General features: G+C 64.2%; 22 protein-coding genes and 1 tRNA gene. 14 read left to right on the top strand and 9 right to left on the bottom strand.

The window, feature by feature from the left end; genetic code table 11:
* Complete coding sequence (ybaK, locus tag M3G19_RS04460) at positions 1–462, bottom strand: Cys-tRNA(Pro) deacylase (RefSeq protein ID WP_259900888.1); 462 nt, start codon at positions 460–462, stop codon at positions 1–3.
* A gap of 45 nt (positions 463–507) precedes the next feature.
* Between ybaK and M3G19_RS04455 the strand changes: the two genes are divergently transcribed.
* On the top strand, positions 508–1,083 hold the full coding sequence (locus M3G19_RS04455) for a sigma-70 family RNA polymerase sigma factor (protein ID WP_210574141.1): 576 nt from the start codon (positions 508–510) through the stop codon (positions 1,081–1,083).
* A complete protein-coding gene (locus M3G19_RS04450; RefSeq protein ID WP_259900886.1) occupies positions 1,083–1,337 on the top strand; it encodes an anti-sigma factor in 255 nt (84 codons plus the stop codon). Before M3G19_RS04455 ends, M3G19_RS04450 begins: the two co-directional genes overlap by 1 nt.
* Before the next feature lie 75 nt (positions 1,338–1,412).
* Here the strand turns inward: M3G19_RS04450 and M3G19_RS11935 are convergent, their stop codons facing one another.
* Together M3G19_RS11935 and M3G19_RS04445 are read right to left on the bottom strand one after the other, a co-directional pair.
* Positions 1,413–1,487, bottom strand: a complete 75-nt coding sequence (locus M3G19_RS11935; RefSeq protein WP_095066802.1) for a 50S ribosomal protein bL37 — start codon at positions 1,485–1,487, stop codon at positions 1,413–1,415.
* Between the two features lie 111 nt (positions 1,488–1,598).
* Positions 1,599–1,856 carry a WhiB family transcriptional regulator gene (locus tag M3G19_RS04445; RefSeq protein WP_076599812.1) on the bottom strand — a complete coding sequence of 86 codons (258 nt, stop codon included), beginning with the start codon at positions 1,854–1,856 and terminating at the stop codon, positions 1,599–1,601.
* Between the two features lie 562 nt (positions 1,857–2,418).
* On the opposite strand from M3G19_RS04445, the gene M3G19_RS04440 reads away from it, so the two are divergent.
* The gene (locus M3G19_RS04440; protein WP_259900885.1) at positions 2,419–2,907 is read left to right on the top strand and encodes a hypothetical protein; all 489 of its coding nucleotides are present in this window, start codon (positions 2,419–2,421) and stop codon (positions 2,905–2,907) included.
* A 190-nt stretch (positions 2,908–3,097) separates the two neighbouring features.
* Here M3G19_RS04440 and M3G19_RS04435 read toward each other — a convergent pair whose 3' ends face one another.
* Complete coding sequence (locus M3G19_RS04435; protein ID WP_259900883.1) at positions 3,098–4,318, bottom strand: hypothetical protein; 1,221 nt, start codon at positions 4,316–4,318, stop codon at positions 3,098–3,100.
* Positions 4,315–5,640: a DEAD/DEAH box helicase gene (locus M3G19_RS04430; RefSeq protein ID WP_259900882.1), complete on the bottom strand. Its 1,326-nt coding sequence runs from the start codon at positions 5,638–5,640 to the stop codon at positions 4,315–4,317. Before M3G19_RS04430 ends, M3G19_RS04435 begins: the two co-directional genes overlap by 4 nt.
* Positions 5,641–5,729: 89 nt before the next feature.
* On the opposite strand from M3G19_RS04430, the gene M3G19_RS04425 reads away from it, so the two are divergent.
* From M3G19_RS04425 to M3G19_RS04395, 7 genes are read left to right on the top strand one after another with little or no spacing between them, the layout of a single operon-like run.
* Positions 5,730–5,954 (top strand): DUF3107 domain-containing protein, encoded by a 225-nt coding sequence (locus M3G19_RS04425; protein ID WP_210574136.1) that lies wholly within the window; start codon positions 5,730–5,732, stop codon positions 5,952–5,954.
* Positions 5,955–5,974: 20 nt separating this feature from the next.
* Positions 5,975–6,898 carry a DUF3152 domain-containing protein gene (locus M3G19_RS04420; RefSeq protein ID WP_259900880.1) on the top strand — a complete coding sequence of 308 codons (924 nt, stop codon included), beginning with the start codon at positions 5,975–5,977 and terminating at the stop codon, positions 6,896–6,898.
* A gap of 14 nt (positions 6,899–6,912) precedes the next feature.
* A complete protein-coding gene (locus M3G19_RS04415; RefSeq protein ID WP_259901185.1) occupies positions 6,913–7,644 on the top strand; it encodes a hypothetical protein in 732 nt (243 codons plus the stop codon).
* Between the two features lie 3 nt (positions 7,645–7,647).
* Complete coding sequence (locus M3G19_RS04410; RefSeq protein WP_259900878.1) at positions 7,648–10,800, top strand: ATP-dependent DNA helicase; 3,153 nt, start codon at positions 7,648–7,650, stop codon at positions 10,798–10,800.
* A 34-nt stretch (positions 10,801–10,834) separates the two neighbouring features.
* The gene (locus M3G19_RS04405; RefSeq protein ID WP_259901184.1) at positions 10,835–14,086 is read left to right on the top strand and encodes an ATP-dependent helicase; all 3,252 of its coding nucleotides are present in this window, start codon (positions 10,835–10,837) and stop codon (positions 14,084–14,086) included.
* A 1-nt stretch (position 14,087) separates the two neighbouring features.
* On the top strand, positions 14,088–15,206 hold the full coding sequence (locus M3G19_RS04400; protein WP_259900877.1) for a TrkA family potassium uptake protein: 1,119 nt from the start codon (positions 14,088–14,090) through the stop codon (positions 15,204–15,206).
* A gap of 3 nt (positions 15,207–15,209) precedes the next feature.
* Positions 15,210–17,255 carry an ATP-dependent DNA helicase UvrD2 gene (locus tag M3G19_RS04395; protein WP_259900875.1) on the top strand — a complete coding sequence of 682 codons (2,046 nt, stop codon included), beginning with the start codon at positions 15,210–15,212 and terminating at the stop codon, positions 17,253–17,255.
* 4 nt (positions 17,256–17,259) lie between these two features.
* On the opposite strand, the gene M3G19_RS04390 is transcribed toward M3G19_RS04395, so the two are convergent.
* Entirely contained in the window at positions 17,260–18,114 is an 855-nt protein-coding gene (locus tag M3G19_RS04390) for a hypothetical protein (protein ID WP_259900874.1), read from the bottom strand.
* A 50-nt stretch (positions 18,115–18,164) separates the two neighbouring features.
* Here M3G19_RS04390 and M3G19_RS04385 point away from each other — a divergent pair, with 50 nt between their 5' ends.
* Entirely contained in the window at positions 18,165–18,704 is a 540-nt protein-coding gene (locus tag M3G19_RS04385) for a M48 family metallopeptidase (protein WP_259900872.1), read from the top strand.
* Here M3G19_RS04385 and M3G19_RS04380 read toward each other — a convergent pair.
* Complete coding sequence (locus tag M3G19_RS04380; RefSeq protein WP_259900870.1) at positions 18,701–20,161, bottom strand: zinc-dependent metalloprotease; 1,461 nt, start codon at positions 20,159–20,161, stop codon at positions 18,701–18,703. The genes M3G19_RS04385 and M3G19_RS04380 overlap by 4 nt on opposite strands.
* Positions 20,162–20,336: 175 nt before the next feature.
* On the opposite strand from M3G19_RS04380, the gene M3G19_RS04375 reads away from it, so the two are divergent.
* Entirely contained in the window at positions 20,337–21,347 is a 1,011-nt protein-coding gene (locus M3G19_RS04375; protein ID WP_259901182.1) for a PDZ domain-containing protein, read from the top strand.
* 52 nt (positions 21,348–21,399) lie between these two features.
* On the opposite strand, the gene M3G19_RS04370 is transcribed toward M3G19_RS04375, so the two are convergent.
* Together M3G19_RS04370 and M3G19_RS04365 are read right to left on the bottom strand one after the other, a co-directional pair.
* Positions 21,400–22,098 carry a hypothetical protein gene (locus M3G19_RS04370; protein ID WP_259900869.1) on the bottom strand — a complete coding sequence of 233 codons (699 nt, stop codon included), beginning with the start codon at positions 22,096–22,098 and terminating at the stop codon, positions 21,400–21,402.
* Positions 22,099–22,127: 29 nt separating this feature from the next.
* Positions 22,128–22,619 (bottom strand): PPA1309 family protein, encoded by a 492-nt coding sequence (locus M3G19_RS04365; protein WP_259901181.1) that lies wholly within the window; start codon positions 22,617–22,619, stop codon positions 22,128–22,130.
* A 128-nt stretch (positions 22,620–22,747) separates the two neighbouring features.
* Between M3G19_RS04365 and M3G19_RS04360 the strand changes: the two genes are divergently transcribed.
* Both M3G19_RS04360 and M3G19_RS04355 read left to right on the top strand, forming a co-directional pair.
* On the top strand, positions 22,748–25,717 hold the full coding sequence (locus tag M3G19_RS04360) for a UPF0182 family protein (RefSeq protein ID WP_259900867.1): 2,970 nt from the start codon (positions 22,748–22,750) through the stop codon (positions 25,715–25,717).
* A gap of 130 nt (positions 25,718–25,847) precedes the next feature.
* Positions 25,848–25,921, top strand: a tRNA-Met gene (locus M3G19_RS04355).
* Positions 25,922–25,983 lie beyond the last annotated feature (62 nt).

Raw genomic sequence — 25,983 nt, 5'->3', positions numbered from 1 at the left:
CTACTCAGCCGCGATATCCGCGAACTGGGCACTGCATAGTTTTGCCAGATCAGTCGGCGACATCGCGATGGACAAACCACGCTGGCCCGCCGAGACGGTGATGGTGTCGGAGTGGGCGACGGAGGCGTCGATAAGCGTGCTCAACTGCTGTTTCGTGCCGAGCGGCGAGATGCCTCCCACGATGTACCCGGTGAGGCGCTGCGCCACCTTCGGGTCCGCCATCTCCGCGTTCTTCCAGCCCAGCGCTTTCGCCGCATGCTTGAGCGACAGGTGACCAGCGACCGGCACGCAACAGACCGCGTACTCGCGCTCGTGATGGATGACCAGCGTCTTCGCGGCATCGAGTCCCAGCTGCTCCACCGCATGCTCCCCGAAATGGTCTGTGCCCGCGGTGTAGCTGAGCACCTCGTGGTCCACTCCAGCTTGTTTGAGGGCTTCCAACGCCTGAGTCTTCGTTGCCATAGGCGCCAAGCCTAGCGCTCGCTGATCACCGCTAAGATGGCACCCATGGCCCACACCGATCTCGAACAGCGCTTCACCGAGGAGGCGATGCCGCTGCTGGACCAGCTCTACGGCGGCGCGCTGCGCATGACGCGCAACCCACAAGACGCTGAAGACCTGGTGCAAGAGACTTACCTCAAGGCCTACAAAGCGTTCGACTCCTTCAAAGAAGGTACGAACCTCAAAGCGTGGCTGTACCGGATCATGACGAACACGTACATCAACTCGTACCGGAAGAAGCAGCGCCGCCCGATCGAGACCTCCGCCGAGGATGTCACCGACCGCCAGCTGTACACCACCAGCTCGCACGACTCGACCGGCCTGCAATCCGCCGAAGTTGAGGCGCTGAAGAACCTGCCGGATGCGCAAATCGCCGAAGCCATGAACTCGCTGAGCGACGACTACCGCATGGTCGTCTATTACGCAGATGTTGAAGGTCTGGCGTACAAAGAAATCGCCGAAGTCATGGACATCCCGCTCGGCACCGTCATGTCGCGACTCCACCGGGGAAGAAAACAGCTCCGCGAACTGTTGAAAGATGTGGCGAACGAACAAGGTATTGGTCTGGAGGAGCAGAAATAATGGGTGACTGCAATATCGAACCAGCACGCGCACACGCGCTACTCTGCGAATACTTCGATACCGACACCCCTGCGGCGCGAGTCGCCGAGATCCGCGAGATCATCCAGACCTGCCCCGAAAGCTTTGCCTGGCTCAAATCTGAGACTGAGATCCGCCAGATCGTCCGCCGCTGCAACTGCCAGGACCAAGCGCCCGAGGGCCTGCGTCAACGCATTGTGCAGTCCATTTCGATCACTTACCGGCGATACGAGTAGCTGCTAGGTGCAAAAACCAAGAACTCCTCCCCACCTTTTATTCAGTGGGGAGGAGTTCTCGTATACGCTCAACTCTTAGGAGTTGGGGCGCTTGCCGCGGTTAGCGCTCTTCTTGCGGCGGTCCTTGCGCTTACGACCACGCTTGCTCATAACGACCTCCTTGGGCCAAAGATACGGTACTGATCTAACTGTCAGTCCACTTTATCGGGCACCGGCCCGGCAGCGGTAATTGGTCCGCTTTTGGGCCGGTTCGCGCGTGGCTTAAGCAGAAACGCGCTGACGGTTGCGCTGCTTGTTGCGGCGCTTGAGGGCGCGGCGCTCCTCCTCGGACAGGCCACCCCAGACGCCGGCATCCTGGCCGGTCTCCAGAGCCCACTTCAGGCACTGGGAGGTGACGGGGCAGCGGTGGCACACAAGCTTGGCCTGTGCGATCTGGGACAATGCGGGGCCGGAGTTACCGACCGGGAAGAACAGTTCGGGGTCTTCGTCGCGGCAAATTGCTTCGTGGCGCCAATCCATGGTGATCAGTCTCCTTCTAGGTCTTCGGGTAGGTAGTGCGTCGGATGTCGAGAAATGTCATGAAGCGTGCACACCACTAACAAGCCCGTCGACAGGCGCAGGAATGAATGCGCGCACGGCGGCGCGACAATGAAACCTGGCTTGGGTCAGGGTTTGCGCAAGCAGATGATTTCCGGCGATGAGCGGGCGGTGTTCCCGGTGGCTTCGGGACCCGTCTTCCGTTTACCGGAACTTAACTCCGTGGTGGCTTGGAGTTAGTGGCTATGTAACTAGCTCTTTGTTTTTGCTACCCGAGAATAATGACACGTTTACATACATCCCGCTAGGGGTAAACGCCAAATTGTGACCGGAATCATAATTTCTCCGCGGATTTTATCTGTTTCGGGGGCTTGCTGGGCCCTGTAAGGGGGAGTTCTGTGCCTGCTGAAAGTAGCGTGAACAGGGTATATCAAGCAATGCTGTGAGATGTGACCGGACGCACTACGTCAAATCGCCTGTGGTTTGGGTTGGCTGCCGGGGCGGGGTTTCGGGTTCGCGACGGCCGTGGCTTTAGGATGAAGGCGTGAATGCGAACGCCCCGGAACCGAAGAAAAACCTGCCCAGCCCTGAGGCCGCCCGCGCGACGGCGGAAGCGCCCGCGCTAATGAAGGCGGCGGCCGTGATGGCCGTGCTCGAAGGCGTTGTGGCGATCGGCTACGGCATTTACCTGGCGTATGTGCAGATCACCAATGGTGCCGACGAATCGCTCGTCCAGTCCGAGACCTCCGCCTTCGCCTTGGTCGGCGTGGGCACCGCGCTGTTCATTCTGTGCACATTCGGGCCCATGGCCTACGGCGGCATCAACATCCTGCGCGGCAATCAGTGGGGGCGCAGCATCATCGTGTTCATGAACGTTCTGCTGCTCGGCATCGCCTTCTACATGTTCATGGGCGGTGCGACGTCGATCGGCGTGATTACCCTCCTCGCCGCCGCGATCACTCTCGTGTGCGCGCTGCACCCGGTGTCCACCCAATGGGCCACCGCCGCGTTCGATGCGCGGCGCGGTAAGTAGGGCTGGTTGGCCCCTGATGCCTGGCGCTGGTGAATCTGTTTACATCCGCGATATGCGCCGCTAACTATATTTCCTGCTCAGGGCGTTTTCGTTCCTGCGCTGATCGGGCGAACATGTAAACAGATTCACCGGCGGTGGCGCGCGGGCTCCTGGCGCCCGGCGCGCTGAGCGGAGCGGCGCGGGGGGAAAGCTACTGCACGAGGTCGAGGATCGCGATCTTAGTGCCGCGCTTTTCGACGACGGTGGCGCCGGCGGAGGCGATGGAGACCGGGCCGGTGTAGCCGTGGCGGTCGACGGGGATGACGTGGTCGACGGATTGGGTATCCCAATTGGCAACGGCGATGCCTTCGGCGGTGGGGTAGACGAGGCGGTCGCCGGCGCCGAAGCCGGTGCCGAGAGCGTCGGAGAAGATGGTGGTGACTTCGAGGGTTTCGGGGTCGAGAAGCATGAGATTCTGGCCGTCGAAGTAGCTCATGTGGTGCGGCAGATCGGCGACTTGGACGGTGGCGATCCCGATCGGTGAGTCGCTGAGCAGGTCAGACTGGGGCACCTGGGAGCTGGCCAGTTGGGTGCCGTCCTGTTTATAGGACGTGACCTTCGAGGATCCCGGGTTGTAGACGGCGGCGGCTTCCTGGCCCACAGCGACGAGGTAGGCGTTGTCGGCGATCTCGACGGACTCGTGAAGCTCGGGCTTGCGGGAGTCCTCCGGAGTGGCCTTTTGCATGCGCAGCCAGGAGCCGTCCTCGCACTTCTCGGTGACGGCAAAGAATTCGGTGCGGGTCAGAGCGGAGGTGAGGGTACAGCCCTCGTTGGGCTGGAAGTCCGGCTCCTGCGGGGCTTCGACCTCGCCGTATTCGACGGTGCGGACAAGGTCGTTGCGCCAGATCTCGGAGCGCGACGGGGCGGCATAGCCGACGCGGTCGTTCGAGGAGATCATGGCGACCTGCTCGGGCGCGATCGCGGAGCGGGTGTGGGAGTACTGGCCGGTCGTGGCTTTGATGGCCACCACATCGCCGCAGCCGATATTGGTGCGGTAGACAGCCACGACTTCATCCCATGCTGAGGCCATGCCACACAGTTCGGGGCCGCGGGTGTAGCTCCACTTCTCCTCGCCGTCCGGGGTGGAAGCGGTGATGGTGCCGCTGTCTTTGTCGTAGGTGGCGATCATGCCGGCGACGGTGACAGGGCGCGGGTTGGGGGCGTCGTCGTACAGGGTAGGGCCCTCGGAAAGATCATGCGGGGCGATGGCGAGTATCCCGCCGTTGGGAATCTCCTCAGCGGCGGGGGTGAGCTCGTCCTTGCGGATCGGCGCGGTGAAAAACGCGATGAGCAGGGCAAGAACAGACACGGCGGTGATGACGCCAGTGGCGATGAGGTCGCCGCGGGTGCGGCGTAGCGGAGCGTTGCTCACCGTCGCCTCCTTTTAGATCGGGATCTGGATTGGTTCCGGTCGGGACGGGAATCGCCGCGCTTTTTGCGCACGCCGTGAACGGGGCGGGCCGGGCCGACGTTGGAGCGGGCGTCCTCGGGAATATCGAGGGCGTCGCGCAGCTCCGGGGAGGTGGAGAACCACGTCGGGGGTTCAGGTGTGTCTAGCGAGAGCTCGTCGTTGATGAGCTTCCACTTCGCGCCCTCATCGAAACCGACGAGGGTGACGGCGGTGCCGGTGCGGCCAGCGCGGCCGGTGCGGCCGATGCGGTGCACGTAGGTCATTGGGTCGTCAGGAGTCTGGTAGTTGATCACGTGGGTGACATCGTCGACGTCGATGCCGCGGGCGGCGACATCGGTGGCCACGAGGATCTCCACTGTGCCGTTGCGGAAAGCTTCGAGGGAGCGCTCGCGGGCTTCCTGACCCAAATCACCGTGAACGGAGCCGACGGGGAAACCGCGGCCGGCTAAGTCTTCGGCGACATCGGCGGCGGTGCGCTTCGTGCGGGTGAAAATGATGGTCTTGCCGCGGCCGTCGGCCTGCAAAATGCGGGCGGTGACCTCGGGTTTGTCCATCTTGTGGGAGCAGAATACGACCTGCTTGGTGGTGTCGTGCACTTGGGAGGACTCGGTGGCCTCAGCGCGGATGTGCAGCGGCTTATTCATCATCGACCGTGCCAGGGTGAGGATCTGCCCCGGCATAGTGGCGGAGAAGAGCATCGTCTGCAGCGGCTGGTGCAGCGCAGCCCACAGTTTTTGGATGTCGGGGAGGAAGCCCAGGTCGAGCATCTCGTCGGCTTCATCGAGAACCAGAATCGCCACGTGGCTTAGGTCCAGATCGCCGCGCTGGTGAAGATCCAGAAGGCGGCCGGGAGTGCCGACGATGACGTCGACACCGTCATTGAGGGCGGCGAGTTGCTCGTCGTAGGGGCGGCCGCCATAGATCGTCGATAAGCGAATGGGCGTGTTTTTCGCTGCGAGCGTGAGGTCTTCGCCCACCTGGACGGCGAGCTCGCGCGTGGGCGTGACCACGAGTGCGCGCGGGGTGCCGTCGAGCTCCTCGATAGCGGCGTCGTCGAAGACACGGTCCAGCAACGGGACGCCGAAAGCGAAAGTCTTGCCCATGCCCGTGCGGGCCTGGCCGATCAAATCCCGGCCGGTCAAGGCGATGGGGAGGGTGAGCTCTTGGATGGAAAAGACCCGCTCGATCCCGTTGTCTGCGAGCGCCCCGACGATCTCCGCGGCGACGCCGAGCTCAGCGAACGTCGGCGGCTGCTGGGGCTGCTGTACAGAACGATCGGGCACGTGAACATCTTAACTGCCCCTCGTTACAATATGACCATCGCCGGCGACGGCACGAAGAATAGAGCGAAAAGTAAAGGACGAAAAACAGCATGGAAATCAAGATCGGACTGGCTGACTCCCACCGCGAACTCTCCATTTCCTCCCCGAAGGGGCAGGATGAGATCCTCGGCGAAGTTACGCAGGCGATCGAGTCCGGCGCTCCGACTGTCTCCTTCGACGACGAGCGCGGTATGAAGTACGTCGTGCGTACCGAGCGCATCCTGTATGTCGAATTGGGCAACTCCACCCCGCGTGCTGTCGGCTTTTCCGGCTAAATGCGCGATAGATTGAACGTATGACCTACCACCCCGGCGCTTACGAACCCGCCGCTGGCCACAGCGGGGCGGAGAAATCCGCGTTCGCGCGATTCGCTGATGCTTACGGTTGGCGCGCTTATGCCATCCCGGTGCTGGTGGTGGTGACTGCGTTGGTGATCTGGAGCATCGTTAATACTCCTGCGGGGGAGACTGTTGGGACGACCTCGCGCGGGACGGAGGGGATTGAGGACACCACCGACGAGCCGCGCGTGACGGTGCCGGACATGCCGGAAGGCCAGGTCGCGATGACGGAGCTTCCGCCCGGCGGCCCGTTCACCGAACAGGGCAAGGGTACGTACCGGCCCGTTGGCTCGCTCGGCATGAATCACGGGAAGGGCGAGGAGAAGGTCGTGCGGTTTTCCACCGAGGTGGAAGACGGCATTGACACCACCACCTTCGGCGGCGACGATTCTTTCGCTGCGATGGTGGACGCTACTTTGTCGGATCCGCGCGGCTGGACGAACGACCCGCGATTCCGTTTCGAGCATGTCTCCTCGTCCGATGATCCGGACCTGCGCATCCAGCTGACCTCCGTGGGCACGACTCGTGAGACCTGCGGAAATGACATCGGGCTCGAGACGTCCTGCCGTATCTATACGGAAGCAGACGGTGACCGGGTGATCATCAACGAGTCCCGTTGGGTCCGCGGCGCCGCGCCGTATAACGGCGATTTGGGCATGTACCGCCAGTACTTGATCAACCACGAAGTGGGACACGCGCTGGGCTACGCGGAGCACGAGCCATGCGGTGAGGACGGCAAGCTCGCCCCGGTGATGATGCAGCAGACGCTGAGCTTGAACAATAAGGATCTGTTCCAGCTCGCGCCGGAAGAGGTCTACCCAGATAACGACGACACGTGCCGCGCCAACCCGTGGCCGTACCCGCGTCCGGCGGCGGTATAGGGAGAGGCGTGTCGATGGCGATTCCGGGGCATGTTCTAACGTCGTTCCAGGTCGATGAGTCGCAACCGCTCCCGCTTGGCCCGGAGTGGGGCAACGGAGTGCGTTTCGGTCGCATTGTCATTTCCGAAGCGCCGGTGCACGCCGCATGGTCGTCGAAAGTGCGGGAGAAAGTCACGGTTCCCGGCGTCCGCGTCGCCCGCCCGGTCCGCTCCACTGACGGCCGCTTCACGGTCGCGGGTTTTCATGCCACCGATTACGTCGAGGGCGAGCCGGGGCACCGCGTTGACGAGGCGATTTCCGCGGCCCTTCGGTTCGATGATGCCGTGTCCTATTTCCCAGCCCCCAAGCTCGAGCGCAACGACGTGTGGGCGCGCGCCGACCGCGCCGCATGGAAGGGGCACCTTCCACAAGGCAAGAAATTGCAGGTCGTGCACACCGATTTCCTCGCGTGCTGCCTCTTTTCCGGCTCGCTGCCGCCCGCGCTCACCGATTTTGTCCCCGCCGACAGCGCGCGGCCTCACGGTTACAGCGCAGCGCTGACGCTTATCGACGGCCTCTTGGCCGACGCCGTCGACGATGCCGTGCTGAGCAGGTGGTCTCATGTGCCCGACTTGATATTCATGTGTGAGCGCGCACTTGATTATCGAGAGATTCTGAACAGGGAATTCGGAGGATCGTCGAACACGGGTTCGAAGATTGAGCGTGTTCGGGGGCTGCTCGTGTCCGGGGCGGATGCCACACTGTAGGGCATGACGCAGCCGAACGACGCCCACAACGCAGGCCTGAAACTCCCGCCGCACCCGCAGGCCTATTTGGTGGGCAGGGAACGGACTGTTCACCAGCGCGAGTGGCCAGTGGAGCTTCCCTCCCGCGGGGCGTTCAAGGTCACTGGTGCGGCCGGTGCGGGCGTGACCAGTTTCCTCATTGACACTGCGGTGGCGAAAATCCGCGGCGGGGCTGACCCAGCTGGCGTGGTGTTTCTCACCGCGTCCAAGGAGTCCGGTGCGCGGGTGCGCGCGGAGTTGTCTGACCGGCTCGCGGCCTCCGGTTTCGTCGCCGATGAACCGATTGTGCGCTCCATTCACTCGTTGGCCTTCGCACTCGTGCGACTGGGCGATGAGGATCAAAGCGCGGAGGCGGAGCCGATCCGTTTGATCTCGGGCGCGGAGCAAGACTTCGCCATTAGGGAGCTGCTGCAGGGCCATGCTGCCGACGGTGGAGGAACATGGCCGGCGGAACTGCGCCCCGCGCTGCCGATGGTCGGTTTCGCCCGCCAATTGCGCGATTTCTTGCTCCGCGCCGTTGAGCGCACGCTCACGCCGGGCGACCTGCGCGATTTGGGGCAGCGTCACGGGATTCCGGTCTGGTCGGCGGCGGGCGATTTTCTCGCTGAGTACCAGGACGTCATGGCTCTCTACGGCGCGCGCAGCTATTCGGCATCGGAACTAGTCGCCTCCGCCGTGCGTGCGCCGCTACCGCGCACATGGCACACCGTCATCGTCGACGATGCTCAGCACCTCGATCCGGCTTCGGCTCAACTGGTGCGCCAGCTCGCGCAGGAAGCGGAACTCACTGTCATTGGCGGCGACGAGAAGCAGTCGGTCTTCCGTTTCCGCGGTGCATCCCCGCTATTCTTCCGGGACTTGGACGGCGCAGAAGTGATCGATCTGGGCGCGACTAAGCGTCATCCGGCAGCAGAAGCGGTGATCGCACCGAGTGCTGCTGTCAACCACGCCGCCGTGGTGGACCGCCTTCGGCGTTGGCATCTCGAAGAGGGGGTGGCCTGGCGCGATATATCCGTGGTGGTGCGCTCGGTAGGGATGATCGAGTCGCTGCGCCGGGCGCTGCTGCAAGCCGGTGTTCCAGTGGCGGTGAACCCGACTGATGTGGTGCTGGCGGAACAGCGCATCGTCGCTGCGATGCTGCTGGGGCTAAAGGCGCTGACCGAACCGTTGAGCATGGCCCAATGGCGTGATCTGCTGCTCGGGCCCGTCGGCGGCACAGACCCGGTCACGCTGCGCCGTCTGCTGCGTGGTCTGCGCAGGTGGAAGCCGGACACCCGCGCTGAAGTGACGCTCTCGGAATTGCTCGCATTGGAGGAAGAGCTGCCCGATTTCGGTTCGGTGCTCACGGATCGGGAGCTTGCGATTCTGAACCGCATCCGCAGCGTGCTCGAGGCCGGGCGCACGGCACTAGGAGAGGGCGGCAGTGTCGAGGACGTGCTGTGGGCGATCTGGTCGGCGACGAAACTGGCGGACAGCCTCATGGCGATCGCGCTGCGCGGCGGTGCCGCAGGCTCGCAGGCGGACCGCGACTTGGACGCGATGATGGCGCTGTTTGATGCCGCAGGCGATTTCACGGAGCGGCGCCCGAGTGCCACCGTGGAGTCTTTTATCGCGCACATCGAGGAGCAGGAATTGCCCACCGGCGTGCGTGACCGGCGCACCGCCACCCCGGATGCCGTGCCGCTGCTCACCGCGCACGGTGCGGCGGGGCGCGAATTCAAGCGCGTGATCGTCTCCGGGGTCCAGGAATTGTCATGGCCCACGCTCAGTGAGACTGGCACGCTCATGCGCCAGGAGGATCTGGTGGACCTAGTGGACGAAGGGATCGACCCAGCCACGCCGGTCTCCCACATCGCTGACCGCCTGAAAGAGGAGCGCCACCTGTTCCACCTCGCGGTCAGTCGCGCGACCGACCGGATCGTGGTCACCGCGGTGCAGTCGGAGGACGGCGACGAGGTGGTGGAACCTTCGCGCTTCATCGCCGAATTCGCCGCGGAAATTGGGATTATCCCGCAAGAGATCGCCGCGGTGCCCGTCACTGCGCAAGAGCGCGTCGCCGCGGAGGGCGCGGAGGTTCCAGCGCTCTTCGACACCGTCGGCAGTGAGGTGCGCGCTGAGGCTGATGCAGTTCGGGTGCTGGCAGTCGAAGACATCGTGGCGGAACTACGCCGGGCGCTCACCGACGAGGCATCCAGCGAACAAACGCGCTTGCAGGCGGCACGTCAGCTGGCGCGATTGGCGGAGGCCGGTATCGCCGCGGCGGACCCGGGGCAGTGGTGGGGGACAACGGAGGCGTCGATAAGCGAGCCCTTGCCACCCCCGAAGCGGCTGTCGCCCTCGCGCATTGAGGGGCTGCTTGAATGCCCGATGCGCGGCGTGCTGGAACGCGAGATCGCGCCCGCGGTCAACGATGCGATGACGCGCGGCACGCTCATCCACTATTTCTTCGAGGCGCTCGGAAACGGTGTAGACCCAGATCTGGCCCGCGCCGACACGATCGCCGCCTACCGCGCCCTCTTCAGCGTTCCGCCGTGGAAGGAAGCCAACGACCTAGCTGAATTCACTGCGGTGCTCGAGCGATGCGGGCAGTGGATCGACTCCACTCGCGGGACATTCTCCCAGCTCGGCGTGGAGGTACCGGTTCATGTGGAGGTCGCTCCGGGCCTGACCATCGGCGGGCGCATTGACCGGCTGGAGCGCGAGGGCGACGCGGACGGTGACGGCCCGGTGCAGGTCGTGGATTTGAAGACCGGGAAGAATGCGACGGTGCAGAAGAAGGTCGACGAGCACCCGCAGCTGCTCAGCTATCAGCTCGCGCTGAGCCGCGGTGTGTGGCGCGATGGCGCAGTGGTCACCGCCAGCGCGGGCGAAAAACCGTTGGAGGTCGGCGGCGGAACTCTGTTCTTCCCTGCGTCGAAAGCGAAGAAGCCCACCGTGCGCACGCAGGCGCCGAAGGATGCCGAGCAGCTCGACGAATTCGCGGAACTGATCCGCCCGCTTGTCGGCGAAATGACGGGCCCCACCCTGCGTGCTGTCACCGGCGACCACTGCTCGTTCTGCCAACTGAAATCGATCTGCCCGGCCCAGCCCGAAGGAGAGGTGACCACCCGTGGTTAGCACTGTCGTACCGCCAACAACGCTGTGGCGCTACATGGGCGAGAAATTCATGCCCACCGACCAGCAGGCCGCCGTCATCGGCGCGGAACCGGGCTCGCTGCTCGTCGTCGCCGGTGCCGGTGCCGGCAAGACCGAGACCATGGCCTCGCGCGTGGTGTGGCTCGTGGCCAACGGTTATGTCCGCCCGGAGGAGGTCCTCGGACTGACCTTCACCCGCAAAGCAGCGCAGGAGTTGGGAAAACGCATCCGCACGCGCCTAGAGAAGCTCGCCGCCGACGAACAGCTGGTGCGCCGCCTCGACCCGACGGGGAAACTCGCGGAATCGCTCACAGCCATTGCGCCGACGGTGTCCACCTACGACTCGTACGCCGGCAACCTGATCCGTGAGTACGGCCTGCTCGTTCCCGTCGAGCCCGATGCGCGCCTGATCACCGACGCGGAGCTTCACGCCATCGCGTGGGAGGTAGTGAGCAACCACGGCGGCGAATTGCTCTCCGGGGTGGGGGAGAACCCCGCCATGGACACTGTCGTGGAGACGCTGCTGCGGCTGGTCACCAATATGGGCAATGAGCTCTTCCCGCACGAGCGCATCGCGGAGGAATCCGATGCCTTCGTGGCCAACCTCGCGGGCCTGCCCCGCGGTAAACGCCAAGGGGAGGCATACAACCAGACGGTGCAGAAGTGGGTGGACCGGCAGAAGCTGCGCCGCGCGTATGCCGATATGGCGCTTGAGCTTGGCCGCGAGCTGCGGGAGCGCGGCGTGGTCACCTTCAACGAGCAGATGTCCGTGGCGGCGCAGATGGCGGCCGATCACCCGGCGGTGGGCGCCTCCCAGCGTGACCGTTTCCGCGTGGTCATGCTCGATGAATACCAGGACACCTCGCATGCCCAGCGCGTGCTGTTGCGCAGCCTCTTCGGAGAGAACCGCGACGATGTATCCCGGCACGCGCACCCGCTCACCGTCACTGCGGTGGGCGATCCGATGCAAGCGATCTATGGCTGGCGCGGGGCGACGGCGGCGAACCTGGCCGCCTTCGTCGACGATTTCCCGCTGCCGGATGGTTCACCTGCCCCGAAGGCGCAGCTGACTACGTCGTGGCGCAATCCGCCGGAAGTGCTCGCCACCGCGAATAATGTCTCCGCCGCGGTCCTGGGCACCCCGGAGGGCGGACAGCGCGCCGTCGAGCCGCTGACCTCTAAGCCGGACGCACAGCCGGGCTGTGTGGAGCTGGGCTTCTACGCCACAGAGGATGAGGAGATTGGCGTGGTCGCAGATATGTTCGCTTCCGATTACAACGACCGTGTGAACGCGGGCAAACCGGTTTCTTCGGCGGTGCTGGTGCGCAAGAACAAGCACTCCGCGGCCATCGCGGAGGCCTTAGAAGAGCGCGGCGTGCCCTATGAGATCGTCGGCACCGCCGGTCTGCTCACTGTGCCGGAGGTAGCGGACACCGTCGCTGCGGCCCGCATGCTGGTCCACCCACAGGATTCGGCCGCAGCGCTGCGCATTCTGGCCGGCCCGGCGTGCGGGTTGGGCCTGAAAGACATTTCGGCCCTGGCCAGCCGCGCCACCAATCTCGCCGGCGAGCGCCGGACGAGCGCCGTGGACGAGCTGCCCGCAGACACTGATCCGCGCGAGCGGCTTCGCGTGCAGCTAGAGGAACTGATCGAGAACGCGGAGAACGCAGTCGGCGAGAACGAGCGCAGTGTGGGATTGGGCGATGCGGTCGCCGACCTGGGCGAGCCGGAGCGGTACTCGCCCGAAGGGCTGGTGCGCCTCCAAGCTCTCGCGGCGAAGCTGCGTGCCCTGCGCACCCGCAGCCTGGGCAAGCGCCTGCCGGACCTGTTCGATGACATCGTTTCCATCTTCGGCATCCGCATCGAAGTCCTGGCGCGCCCGTCCAACACCGGCACGGTCCACCTGGACAAACTCGCCGAGGTGGTCGCGTCCTATCCGGGCGCGGACCTCGAAGGATTCTTGTCGTACCTGGATCTTGCTGCCGAGCACGAAGACGGCCTCGAGCCAGGTTCGGTGACCACCAGCGATGACCGTGTCCAGATCCTCACCGCCCACAAAGCGAAGGGCTTGGAGTGGGACACCGTCGCCGTCGTTCACGCAGACACCCAGACGTACAGCGTGATCACCGAGACCTTCCTGACCTTCGTCGAGTACGTCCCCGATGACGCCTACGACGTTTTCGACGCAGCCGAAGACCGCAGCGAATTCCAGAAACTCACCGACGAGTACAGGAAGACCAAGAAAGCAGAGCTCGAAGAAGAATCGGCCCGCCTGTTCTACGTCGCTGTCACCCGCGCCGCTGAACGCCTCATGGTCACCGGTTCTGCGACGGTGCCGGACCGCGCGAAGCAAGCCGAGCCGTACCCGCACTTCCTCGCGCTCAAAGATGTGCTCACGCAGCCCGGCGACACCCCCGCCACACAGGTCCTTCACTGGTGGGAGGGCGGAGACACAGAGGAAGAGACCCCCAGCGCCACCCGCGAAGGCACGTGGCCGCACTATGCCGCCGACCCCGCGAGTGTCACCGCCGCGATGCAGGTCCGCACCGCGCGCGAACAACTGCCCGAGCTGGCCGATGGCGAGCTCTACTCGCTGTGGGAGCGCGACACCGAAGCGCTGATCGAAGAACACGAAGCCGCCCAGCGTCCCGCCGTTCCCGTGGTCATGCCGGCGACGCTCACGGCGTCCGACATCGTCGCTCTGCGCTCCGACCCCGAGCAATTCGCCCGCCGAGCCCGTCGCCCCGTGCCGTTCAAGCCGAATGCCTACGCCAAGCGCGGCACAGCATTCCACGAATGGATCGAAGGCTTCTACGGGGCACGCCCCCTGCTTGACGACGATGAACTGCCCGGCAACCTCGAGCCCGACGTCGATGCCGCTACGTTGGTCCGCCTGAAGGAGAATTTCTCCGCCAGTCAGTGGGCAACGCGCGCCCCCGCGCACATCGAGCACCCCTTTGAAATTGACCTGGGCACTTCGACTGTCCGCGGTCGCATCGACGCGGTCTTCCAGGACGAAGACGGCGGGTGGACCATCGTCGACTGGAAGACGGGCAACAAGCCCCAGGCGGCGGAGATGCGCGCGGCGAAACTCCAATTGGCGGTCTACCGCGAAGCCTGGCGCCGGATTGCCGCGGATGGCAAGCCGATTCGCGCGGTGTTCTTCTACGTACGGACCGGAGAGGACTTCTCTCCCAGTGACCTGCCGGAACGCAGGGAGCTGGAGGGCTTGCTGCGAACCGCGGCCCCGGCCGGTTTAGAGTCGTGATATGGCGTTTTCGTTTCAGCCGCGGATTTCCTTCCGCAGCCGATTGCGCGGTGAAGAACTCACCGCGCTGCCCGACCATGCGCTCATCAACGTCATCCGCCTGCCGCAGGAGGCGCGGACGACTCCGTGGACGCTGATCTTCAGGCGCTTTATCTACGCGATCATCCTGATGATCCTGGTCGCCGGAATCGTGTGGACGGACAAGGATGCCTATTCTGAGCCGCTGACATTCATCGATGCCGTCTATTACTCGGCGGTGTCGCTGTCCACCACCGGCTACGGCGACATCACTCCGGTGACGCAAACGTCCAGGCTGGTCAACATCTTTATCATCACTCCGTTGCGTGTAGCGTTCCTGATGCTGCTCGTCGGCACGACGCTGTCCGTGCTCACGGAGGATTCCCGCAAGACGCTGCAACTTCAACGGTGGAGGAAGAACGTGCGCAACCACACCATCATCATCGGTTACGGCACCAAGGGCCGGTCCGCTGTCGAGGCATTGCTTGCCGACGGCGCGTCGCCCTCCAATATCGTCGTCATCGACGGCGATAACGAAGCTCTCGTGCATGCGGAGAACCGCGGGTTGGTGTGCGTCCACGGAAACGCCACCAAGTCGGATGTGTTGAAGATCGCCGGTGTGAACCGCGCCCGCTCTGTGGTGGTCGCACCGTCCTCCGACGATACTGCCGTGCTGGTCACCCTGTCCGTGCGCGAGATCAACCCGGGCGTGAATATTGTCGCCTCTGTCCGTGAGGCCGAAAACCAGCACCTGCTGGAGCAGTCCGGCGCGGATTCCGTGGTCATCTCTTCGGAGACCGCGGGTCGCCTCCTCGGCATCGCCACCAACACGCCGACCGTGGTGGAGATGATGGAAGACCTGCTGAGCCCCAATGCTGGTTTCACCGTGTCTGAGCGCCCGATCCTTGACGATGAGGTGGGCGCCAACCCGCGCCACCTCGCCGATATCGTGCTCGGCGTGGTCCGCTCCGGTGAGCTGTACCGCCTGGATTCGCCTGAGGCGGAGACGGTCGAGCCGGGCGATAAATTGCTGTATATCCGTTACGCGCCAGAAAGTCCCGACGATCTCGATGAGGCTCGGCATGAGGAAGAGGATGATTAAAGCGTGATCGACCTCAGTCAGCTCGATGAGGATCAGCGCGTCGCCGCCACTGCGCCCCGTGGGCCGGTGTGCATTCTCGCGGGTGCCGGCACAGGCAAGACCCGCACCATCACGTACCGCATCGCGCATCTGATCGACCAGGGCTTCGTCGTCCCCCAGAAGGTCCTCGCTGTCACGTTCACCTCCCGCGCCGCCGGTGAGATGCGCGACCGCCTGCGCTTGATGGGAATCGGGGGAGTGCAGGCCCGCACCTTCCACGCCGCGGCGTTGCGCCAGCTGCGCTATTTCTGGCCGCAAGTGGCGGGCGATCTGCCGTGGACGCTCATCGACAACAAATTCCCACTTGTCGCACGCGCCACCCGCACGGTCGGACTCGAACCGGACAAAGAACTCGTCCGCGACGTGCTCAGTGAGATTGAGTGGGCGAAGGCCTCCCTGGTCACGCCAGAAAGCTATGCGCAGGCCATCGAGAAAACCCACCGCGAACCGCCGACATCAGCCGAAAAGGTCGCCGCGGTGTACAAGCGCTACGAGGAGTCCAAGACCAGCCCGGACGGCATGGGCCTCGATTTCGACGACCTGCTTTTGCATGTCGCGGGAGCGCTCGAAAATGCGCCAGCGGTGGCGGAGGAATTCCGCAACCAGTACCAGACCTTCGTGGTGGACGAGTACCAGGACGTCACGCCACTCCAGCAGCGCGTGCTCGAGGGCTGGCTGGGCCAGCGAGACGATCTCACCGTCGTCGGCGACGCGAACCAGACCATTTATTCCTTCACTGGCGCGACCCCGGACTACCTGCTGAATTTCTCCCGCACCTACCCGCACGGCACCGTGGTCAAGCTCCAGCGCGACTACCGCTCCACACCGGAGGTCACCGAGCTCGCCAACACGGTCATCTCGAAGGCCACCGGCAGGGAAGCGGGCACCCGCCTCGAGCTCGAGGGCATGCGCGCGCCAGGCCCGGAGCCGACGTTCGCGTCCTATCCGGATGAGCCGTCGGAGGCGCGCGATATCGCCGCGGAGATCAAAAAGCTCATCGCGTCCGGCACGCCCGCCAGGGAGATCGCGGTGCTCTACCGTATCAATGCGCAATCGGCCGTGTTCGAGCAGGCGCTTTCCGACGCCGGGATTGTCTACCAGGTCCGCGGCGGCGAAGGATTTTTCACCCGCCCCGAGATCCGCGAAGCGATCAATGTCTTGGTCTCCGCCGGAGGCCGCACTGATCTCCCGGACGACCCGGTGGTTGTTGCGAAAGCCGCCTTCGCACCGCTGGGGCTGTCTGCGACAGAACCTGAGGGTGCACGTCAGCGCGAGCGCTGGCAGACCCTCAATGCACTGGTAGAGCTCATTGGCGACATCGTCAGTACCGGCGAGGCCACCTCTCTGCCGGGCGTGCTGGCCTCCCTGCGACAGCGTGCGGAATCGAAGCAGCCGCCAGCTGTGGACGGCGTGACCCTGGCCAGCCTCCACGCCGCCAAAGGTCTGGAATGGGACGCCGTTTTCCTCGCCGGGCTGGTGGAGAAGACCCTGCCGATCTCGCACGCCATCAAGGCCGGCGACGCCCAGATCGAAGAGGAGCGCCGCCTGTTCTACGTGGGCATTACCCGTGCTCGCGAGCACCTGCACCTGTCGTGGTCCTTGGCCCGGCAGGAGGGCGGCCGCGCGTCCCGCGAACGGTCCCGTTTCCTCGACGGCATCGCCCCGCAGCTTGACGTCGAGCAGGCCCCTGAGCGCCTCAAGCGCGCGAAGCGCTGCCGTGTGTGCGGCAACCAGCTGGGCACCCCGGCGGAGAAGAGCTTGGGCCGCCACGAGGATTGCGAGCCGACTTACAACGAATCCGCGTTCTTGGCGCTCAAGCAGTGGCGCCTCGATACCGCACGGGAGGCCCAGATCCCGCCGTTCATGATCTTCACCGACGCGACGTTGCTCTCCGTCGTGGAAGCCATGCCCGCGAGCGAGAACGAGCTGCTGGACATCTCCGGCATCGGTCCCGCGAAACTGGAGCAGTATGGCGACGACCTCTTAGACGTCCTCGAGGACTACCGCTAACTCGCTAACTCCCGACGGAGATACACACCGGGCACCGCGGGTGCTGCTCCATGTCCAGCAGCGACACCGTCTGAGCGCCGAGCGGGTCGACCACCGCCGCCCACCCGGCGCTCGGCATCTCACTCACAATCCCGGGCGGGTCCGGGATGCCGGTCAATCTGCGCACGGTCAGTGCCGCCGCTGCTGCCCCGGCAGCCGCGATGACCGGATCGATCGTTCGCGGTTGGATCTCCAACTGATCGGCGGCCGCGCGGAATTGGTCGTCGCGGTCGCTGACATGCATGTGCGCGCACATGCCGCACGCATGACTCGGGTGGCGGGCAACAGGCCCGATGATCACCCGCGAATCGAAGGACAACACCGGAACCACCCAATTGCGGTGCTCCTTGATGGGCCGGCTCCAATTCACGTATTCGTGTCCGCCATCAACCACGATGAGCGGTGCACCGGCCATCCGGTTCAGAAAGCTGCGGGTGTCCTCGCCCGCCAGCCGAATCCGCACTCTCGCACCAGAAGCCTCCAGCACCCGTCTGATCTCCTGCGCCAGGGGAGTGGCGCCCAGCAGCGCCACTGTGGTCCGGGTTGAGGGGATGAGGATGTTGTAGGCACACAAGTCGTCGATAAGCGAGCGTGCCGCTGTGGAATCGACGCTGCACTCGCCCACGAGCTGGTCCTGCAATTGCTTGATTGTCAGCGGCCACTTCGTGCTGCGCAGCGACATGGCGAGCGCCGGTGCGACGTGTGTGTCCACGATTCCGCTCCGTGTCGCGTCGAGGCCGAATTGCACAGCCGTGTCCCCTCGCGTGACAACGTGCACCCCGTGGCCGAGCGTGACTAATGTTGAATCATCTAAACGCATGATTTCCCCCCTGACACTCACTATTCCACTGCACGAGAGCCGACGCACCTATGAAACGTCTACTTCAGTCGACATCGGGCAGTGATGCGTGGCCGCCCGAAGGCGTGGATGTGATCCGGTCGGCGCGCAGGAAACGGACCGTGCAGGCACGGCACGTGGGGGAGCGGATCGAAGTGCGGATCCCCGCGCGTTTCAGCGCGAAGGAGGAACGCGAGGCCGTCGAGGAGATTCTGGCGAAGCTGAAACGGCGCACTACCTCGAATGCTGTGTCCGACGACGAACTTCTCGCGCGCGCCAAGAAGCTGAATGCGCAGGTGCTCGACGGCAAAGCGCGCATCGGCTCCGTGCGGTGGGCGAGCAACGACAACACCCAGTGGGGATCGTGCACCGTGTCCACGGGCGATATCCGGATCAGCGACCGTCTACGCGATGTGCCGGATTATGTTGTCGACGCTGTCGTCGTGCATGAGCTGGTGCACACCTTCATTCCGGGCCACGGGCCGGAGTTTTGGCAGTGGGCTGACCGCGCCCCTCGCGCTGAGCGCGCAAAGGGCTACCTTGAGGCCTACCAGCGGTTCGGCGCGCGCTAGTCGTCGTCCTGCTCGTTGCCGCGCTCATCCTCGCTCGGGCCCTGCTCATTGGCGAGCATCTCCTCGAGCTTGGCGATCTCCTCGTCGAAATCGGCGTCCGGCGCATCGTCGAGAAGCGTGTCGATGAAGGCCGCCGGATTATCCAAGTTCTCCGCCGTGGGCAGGAAGTCCGGGTGATCCCAGACCTTGTCGCGGCGGTCCACACCGACGGCGGTGGTGGCGCGGCGCCACAGCTCGGCGGCCTCGTTGGTCTTCGGCGCGCCGAGCTCGATGCCGACGATGTTGTTGAACGCATGCTCAGCCGAACCGCCCGTTGCGCGGCGGCGTGCCCACGACTCGGTGAGAGCTGCCGTGGACGGAATGCGCTCTTTGAGCGCGTCCTCGACAACCACTTCGACCCAGCCCTCGACGAGCGCGAGCAGCGTTTCCAAGCGGGACGCAGCTGCGGCATTGCGTGAGGTGACGCGCGGGGACATGTCCATGTCCTGCATCCCCTGCATCGCCTCCTGCAGCTTGGCCGGGTCGCCCGACTCGAGGTCCAGGTTGCGGAGCTGCTCTTCGATGTGGGAGGTGTCCAACTCCAAGCCCATCGAGTACTCCTCGACGGAGGACACGATGCGTTCCACCAGCCACGGCACGTGCGTGAAAAGACGCTGGCGAGCGGCCTCGCGCGCGGAGATGTACACGAGCACTTCCTGGCCGGGCACCGAAAGCTGGTCGGAAATCGGCTCGATATTCTTCGGCACGATGCCGATCACGCCGCTCGGCGCGACAGGCAGACCAAAGTCGTTGCCCGTCAGAGCCTGGTTAGCCAGATCGCCGAGTGCCTGGCCCAGCTTGGCACCGAAATTCATGGAGTTGAAGTGGCCGAGCATCTGAGTGATCGGCCCGAAGATCTCGCGGGCCTGCTCCGGCATCGCATCCAGCTGCGCGCGGTCCATGTGCTCCGCGACAGGGCTGACCAGACGCTTCCAGGTCGGCAGAGTGTTTGTCAGCCACTCGTCCGCGCTCCACGCCTCTGCCCGCGCACCGGAATCGGGCAGGGAAGAGGCATCGTCGAGCCACAAATTGGCCAAGCGGGTCGATTCCGTCACCGCAGTGCGGTCGTTGGCCGTCATGCCCTTCGGTTCCTTGATGGACCGCCGCGCGGTGCGCAGCGCCACGTCGTAATTCACCGGATCGCGCTTCGGCTTCTCAGCCTTCTGCCCCGGCTGACCCGGCTGCCCCTGCTGGCTCATGCCGGAGAGCATCTCGCCGAACTGGCCGAGGATGTCACCGAGGTTGCCGCTGAAATTCGCGTTGCCCCCGTTGCCGAAGGCGAAGCCGAACTGGCCGAACGGGTCGCCGCCGCGGTCATTGCGACCGTCGCCGTCGCCACGGCCGCCGTCGCGGTCGTCATCGCGGTCGCGGTCGCGATCGTCGTCGTTGGGGAAAGAGAACCCGAATCCGTTAACCATGGTGGCAAGCCTACCGGCGGGTATCAGGGCCGGTCCACGATGGGAGGAACGCTGTCAGCGAACACGAGGGCACAATGTAGGCTTTACATCCGTGGAAAATCCCGCAGCAGACAAGACAGATGCCCAGCGTCCGACCCGCCGCGCCGCCATCTGGGGCGGCATCCCGCTCGCGGTGATGGCGCTGATGCTCATGCTCGGCGGAATCCCGGGCACGCCGATCAAGCTGACAGTGCCGTACGCTGCGGAAAGCGCTGGCCCGACGTTCAATACCCTGGCTGAAGTGGAGGGCACCCCGGTCATCGAGATCGAAGGCGGCGAGGTCGACGAGACCTCCGGCTCACTGGATATGACCACCGTGTCCGTGCGCACCAACATGACGATGGGGCAGGCGATCGGCCGCTGGCTGTTCTCCAACGACACGCTCGTGCCCATCGGCCAGATCCTCCCCAAAGACATGACCGACGAGGAGATGCGCAAGCACAACGAGGCTTCCTTCGTCGCATCCGAGGCCGCCGCGACCGTCGCCGCAATGAAGCACCTGGGTGAGCCCACGAAGGTCATCGTCCACGACGTGCTGCCCGACACCGCCGCAGCGGACGCGCTCAAATCCGATGACACCATCACCGCGATCGACGGCGAGGAGGTCACCGAACCGCAGCAGATCCAGGACAAGGTCCGCGCGAAGAAGCCGGGCGATGACGTGACCGTCACTTTCGTCCGCGGCGACGGCGATAAAGAAGATGCCACGATCACCCTCGGCACGAACCCGGAGGATAAGGACCAGCCGTTGCTCGGCGTCACCATGACATCCGAGCCCGCCGGCGACATCAACGTCACCTACAACCTCAACGACGTCGGCGGACCGTCCGCCGGCATGATCTTCTCGCTCGCCGTCATCGACAAACTCTCGCCCGGCGAGCTCAACGGCGGCCGCAATGTCGCAGGCACCGGCACCATCCGCGAAGACGGCACCGTCGGCCCCATCGGCGGCATCGCGCACAAGATCGAGGGCGCGCGCGACGGCGGCGCCGAGCTCTTCCTCGCGCCCGAAAAGAATTGCGCCGAAGCACGCAAGGTCGACAGCGGCGACATGGTCGTCGCTAAAGTAAGCACGCTTGACGACGCCATCAGCGCCATGCACGACTTCTCCACCGGCCAAGAAGTACAGACCTGCGAGGCTGAATAGGGCCGGAGCGCTCACGATTGGGGAGTTAAGCCGCTCACGATTGGGGAGTTAACTAAGCATTTTTCGAGGTAGAGGCGATTTCTTTGGCTTCGGAGGAGGGGGCAGTTTCGGACTCGTCCGCGCCCTTTTCTGCGAGGCCGAGCTCGTAGATCCGGTCGCGCGGATCCTCCATCTCGGACGACATCATCTGCTGGAGGACCTTGCCTTCTTCAACATTGACGACGGTGATGACGGCTGTGCGGCCGATCATGCTCCAGCCGACGAGCTGGTTTTCGGTCTCCTCGACGATGGTGGAGCTCTTCAGCCCCTCCAAGACGTTCGCGGTGTCCTTCGCCATGGCTTGGGATTCGAAGAACTGGAACTGGCCGATCTCTTTGCCGCTGCAGTCATACGAGCTGCGAAGGCTGGTCTCGGTGCAGGTCTCCAAGGCGTCGAAAAGCGATTCTGGCGCGAGCGACGCGAACGTCTCGCGGACTTCCTCGAGCTTGTCCGCGCTGCCGCCGCCGTTCATCCAACGGCCCTTGCTGCTGGTTTCTGCCGCGGGCGATGTCGTCGAGGTTGTCGTTGTTTCCGATTCCTCTTCGCTGCTCGTGGATTCTGTCGTCTCGGGCGCCTCTGACGATTCCGTGGTCGGCTCGGCGGGTTCTTCCTCATTCGACGAGCAAGCGGACAGCCCGAGAGCGAGCACGAGCGCGGCGGGGATGCACGCGCGGCGGGCGAACGTGCGGCGGGTGAGCGTGGGGGACAGCACGGCAGGGGACTCCTTTGATCGGACGTGCTCTAGTCTATTTCCTCGTTGTCCAAGCTGTAGCGCAGCGCGCCCAGAACGGCGGGTGCGACGCCCGGGCCGCCGCGCAACTGAATCTCATCTTGTGCGAAGGGGCCTGCTTCCTCCAATTCCTCCTCCGTCGGGCGCAACTGCAGCAAGGTCTGCTCGATGCCTTCCTCGCGCAGCACACCGGAGAATAACCGCGCCGGGCGCGCGGAATCTGCTGAAGCGTCAGCGGTGTCTTTGAACATGATCTCCTGGGCGAGCACGAGCCCCCCGATCTCTGCCGGCCACACCAAACGGGTGAGGTAATCGCCCAATTCATCCGAACCGGGCTGAATGTGTTCCGGCATGTCCTCTTGCACGATCAACGTCAGCGGCGATGCTGTTTCCTCCTCCAAAGAGGCGAGCTGATCCGCCACCAATTCCGTGGGCACCAGCGCGAAGAGGGTAGGGGAGGCGTCCCACCCTTCGGCATGGACGAATTCAACAGCTTCCATCATGGCCTTGTTCAGAGCCTGCTGGGGGCGTTGTAACTGCGGCAAGAGGGAACCCTTCTGGTCTTTTAGGCGTTGAACAATTTAGTGTTAGAGCTTAATAGAATGCCACAAGCCTGATAAGGAGCTGGATTTTGGCCACGCGCCTCAACCGCCCCCGCCCAAAGCCGGGGAAGTCCTCGAATAGATTCGCGATCATCCTCGGGCTCATCGCCCTGGTGCTCTTCCTCGTTCCGATGCTGGTCGGTGTGTACACCGACTTCCGCTGGTTCGGTGAGTTGGACTACCGCGGGGTGTTCACGAAAACCATCCTGGCGCGCGTCGCGCTGTTTGTGATCTTCGGCCTGGTCGGCGCCGCGATCACGTGGGCCGCAGCTTTTTTCGCATGGCGCGGACGCGAGCGTGATGACGATTTCTTGGGCGACCCGAATTCGCCGATGACGGTCAACCGTGCCGCCATCCAGTCCGGTCTTCGCCCGCTGCTGCGCTGGGTGCCGCTCGCCGTTGGTCTGGTGTCTGGTCTCCTCGGCCAGAGCACGTGGCGCACGTTCATGCTGTGGCTCAATTCCCAGTCCTTCGGCTCCACGGACGCCCAGTTCGGCCGCGACCTCGGCTTCTACGCTTTCGCTCTGCCGGCGCTGACCACGATCGTCAGCGTGCTGTCGATGCTGCTCGTCGTCGCGTTCCTGGTCGGCTTGGTCGGCCACTACCTGCTCGGCGGCATCCGCATTGCCAGTCAGGCCGCAGGCACCAAGGGCCATATTTCCCGTCCGGCGCTGATCCAGCTCGCGGTCACGGCTGGTTTGTGGATGCTGGTCAAGGCGCTCGATTACTGGCTGCAGCGTTACAGCCTGCTGTTCGACCGCAACGATATTTTCACCGGTGCCTCCTACACCGACATCAATGCGCAGCTTCCGGCACGCATCATCCTCATGGTCATCGCGATCTTGGTCGCTGCCGCATTCTTCGCTTCTGTGGTGTTCAGGGATCTGCGCGTCCCCGTCATGGCGACCGTCCTGATGGTGTTGTCCTCCCTGGTCATCGGGCAGGCGTGGCCGGCTCTGCTTCAGCAGTTCTCCGTCAATCCGAACCGCCAGGAACGCGAGTCCGAGTACATCGCCCGCAATATCGAGGCCACCCGTGAGGCGTACGGGCTTACCGACGACAAAGTCACCTACGAGAACAACTGGGGTGCGGAGAACACCGACGACAGCGAGGTCGGCAACGACTCCGCCACGATCTCTAACCTCCGTCTTCTCGACCCGGACATCCTCGGTCCGACCTTCACCCAGAACCAGCAGCTGAAGAACTTCTACGGCTTCCCGGATAGCCTGGCCATGGACCGCTACACGGTCGACGGTGAACTGCGCGACTATGTCGTCGCCGCCCGCGAGCTCGATCCGAACGCTCTGCAGGAAAACCAGAAGGACTGGCTGAACCGCCACACCGTTTACACCCACGGCAACGGCTTCGTCGCCGCGCAGGCAAGCATTGTCGACGAAGCAGCCCAGGATGCCGGCTCCACTCGCGGCGGCCTCCCGGTCTTCACTGTCTCCGACCTGCAGGCCAATGAGAACGCCGCGGAGAAGAAAGACGCTGAGGATTTGGGCATCCGTGTGGACCAGCCGCGCGTGTACTACGGCCCGGTCATCTCTTCCGCCGAGGACGGCCTCGACTACGCCGTTGTCGGTGACGTGGGCCAGGGCCCGCTCGAGTACGACACCGACGGCACCCAGTTCACCTATGACGGCGAGGGCGGTGTCAGCATCGGCAACTGGATCGACCGCGCCGCCTACGCGATCAAGTACCAGGAGCTCAACCTGATCCTGTCCGACCGTGTCGGCGACGATTCCCGCATCCTCTACGACCGCGACCCGCGTGAGCGCGTGGAGCGCGTCGCGCCGTGGCTCACCACCGACCAGCAGACCTACCCTGCAGTTATCGACGGCCGCATCAAGTGGGTCGTCGACGGCTACACCACGCTGTCGGCGCTGCCGTATTCCACCCGCACCTCCTTGCAGTCCACCACGGTGGACGCACTGAACCCGGAGGGTACTGACCAGCGTCTGGTCAACAACGAGGTCGGCTACATCCGCAACTCCGTCAAGGCCACCGTCGACGCCTACGACGGAAGCGTGGACCTCTACGCCTTCGACGAGGACGACCCCGTTCTCAAGGCATGGATGGGCGTCTTCCCGGACACTGTCCACCCGTCGTCGGAGATCTCCGAGGACCTCCGCGAGCACCTCCGTTACCCGGAGGATCTATTCAAGGTTCAGCGTGAGCTGCTGGCCCGCTACCACGTGTCCGACCCGGGCGTATTCTTCAACAACGACGCTTTCTGGTCCGTCCCGAACGATCCGACCGCGCCGGAAGGCCGCAACGAGCTGAACCAGCCGCCGTACTACGTCGTGGCAGCTGATCCGAAGACGAAGAACCCGTCCTTCCAGCTCATTACCCCGTACCGCGGCTTGGACCGTGAGTTCCTCGCCGCCCACATGGCTGTGTCCTCCGACCCGGAGAACTTCGGCCACATCACCGTCCGCGTCCTGCCGACCAATACGCAGACCCGCGGTCCGAAGCAGGCACAGGACGCCTTGATGTCTTCCGACCAGGTCGCCCGCGACCGCACCCTGTGGGAGGGGTCCAACACCCTGAAGAACGGCAACTTGCTCACCCTGCCGGTTGGTGATGGTGAGATCCTCTACGTCGAGCCGATCTACTCGCAGCGCAAGGACCAGGCATCTGCCTTCCCGAAGCTGCTGCGCGTGCTCGTCTTCTACAAGGACCGCGTGGGCTACGCCCCGACCGTCTCCCAGGCACTGAGCCAGGTCGGCATTGACGCCAAGGAAGCCCAGGACATCAGCATCGCCGGCGAAGGCGTACCCGACACCGAGGCCGAGCCGCAAGACGGCGAGGAGCAGCCCGCCGACGAGAACAAGCCTGACGACGCCCCGTCCGGCGGTGACAAGGACAGCGCCCTCAAGGACATCGACGATGCCCTCCGCGGTATCGAAGATGCCCGCGATGGCTCCTTTGAGGAGTACGGCCGTGCCCTGGACAAGCTCGATCGCGCCGTGGAGAACTACCAGAACATCCAGTAGTCCCACGGTGAACAAAGGGTGAACAAACCCCTGGCTCGCAAGCGCGAGGCCAGGGGATTTGGCCTTTTATGGCCTCGTGCGTATAGTTAACGCCGTTGCCGATCATGGCAGCAGGCGAGTAGTCGCCCGACGCGGGGTGGAGCAGCTCGGTAGCTCGCTGGGCTCATAACCCAGAGGTCGTCAGTTCGAATCTGGCCCCCGCTACTAAGATGAGGCCCCTACCAGTGCAAATGCTGGTAGGGGTCTTCTTCATTTTGTGAGCCGAT

The sequence above is a fragment of the Corynebacterium sp. p3-SID1194 genome (assembly GCF_025144155.1).
GTDB lineage: Bacteria > Actinomycetota > Actinomycetes > Mycobacteriales > Mycobacteriaceae > Corynebacterium.
This window is presented reverse-complemented; position numbering and strand designations above follow the sequence as displayed.

Excerpts from the sequence above, each read along its gene's own strand:
- ybaK (WP_259900888.1), bottom strand. The coding sequence starts at position 462 with ATGGCAACGAAGACTCAGGCGTTGGAAGCCCTCAAACAAGCTGGAGTG.
- M3G19_RS04455 (WP_210574141.1), top strand. The coding sequence starts at position 508 with ATGGCCCACACCGATCTCGAACAGCGCTTCACCGAGGAGGCGATGCCG.
- M3G19_RS04450 (WP_259900886.1), top strand. The coding sequence starts at position 1,083 with ATGGGTGACTGCAATATCGAACCAGCACGCGCACACGCGCTACTCTGC.
- M3G19_RS04445 (WP_076599812.1), bottom strand. The coding sequence starts at position 1,856 with ATGGATTGGCGCCACGAAGCAATTTGCCGCGACGAAGACCCCGAACTG.
- M3G19_RS04425 (WP_210574136.1), top strand. The coding sequence starts at position 5,730 with ATGGAAATCAAGATCGGACTGGCTGACTCCCACCGCGAACTCTCCATT.
- M3G19_RS04420 (WP_259900880.1), top strand. The coding sequence starts at position 5,975 with ATGACCTACCACCCCGGCGCTTACGAACCCGCCGCTGGCCACAGCGGG.
- M3G19_RS04415 (WP_259901185.1), top strand. The coding sequence starts at position 6,913 with ATGGCGATTCCGGGGCATGTTCTAACGTCGTTCCAGGTCGATGAGTCG.
- M3G19_RS04410 (WP_259900878.1), top strand. The coding sequence starts at position 7,648 with ATGACGCAGCCGAACGACGCCCACAACGCAGGCCTGAAACTCCCGCCG.
- M3G19_RS04405 (WP_259901184.1), top strand. The coding sequence starts at position 10,835 with ATGGGCGAGAAATTCATGCCCACCGACCAGCAGGCCGCCGTCATCGGC.
- M3G19_RS04400 (WP_259900877.1), top strand. The coding sequence starts at position 14,088 with ATGGCGTTTTCGTTTCAGCCGCGGATTTCCTTCCGCAGCCGATTGCGC.
- M3G19_RS04390 (WP_259900874.1), bottom strand. The coding sequence starts at position 18,114 with ATGCGTTTAGATGATTCAACATTAGTCACGCTCGGCCACGGGGTGCAC.
- M3G19_RS04385 (WP_259900872.1), top strand. The coding sequence starts at position 18,165 with ATGAAACGTCTACTTCAGTCGACATCGGGCAGTGATGCGTGGCCGCCC.
- M3G19_RS04380 (WP_259900870.1), bottom strand. The coding sequence starts at position 20,161 with ATGGTTAACGGATTCGGGTTCTCTTTCCCCAACGACGACGATCGCGAC.
- M3G19_RS04375 (WP_259901182.1), top strand. The coding sequence starts at position 20,337 with ATGGCGCTGATGCTCATGCTCGGCGGAATCCCGGGCACGCCGATCAAG.
- M3G19_RS04365 (WP_259901181.1), bottom strand. The coding sequence starts at position 22,619 with ATGATGGAAGCTGTTGAATTCGTCCATGCCGAAGGGTGGGACGCCTCC.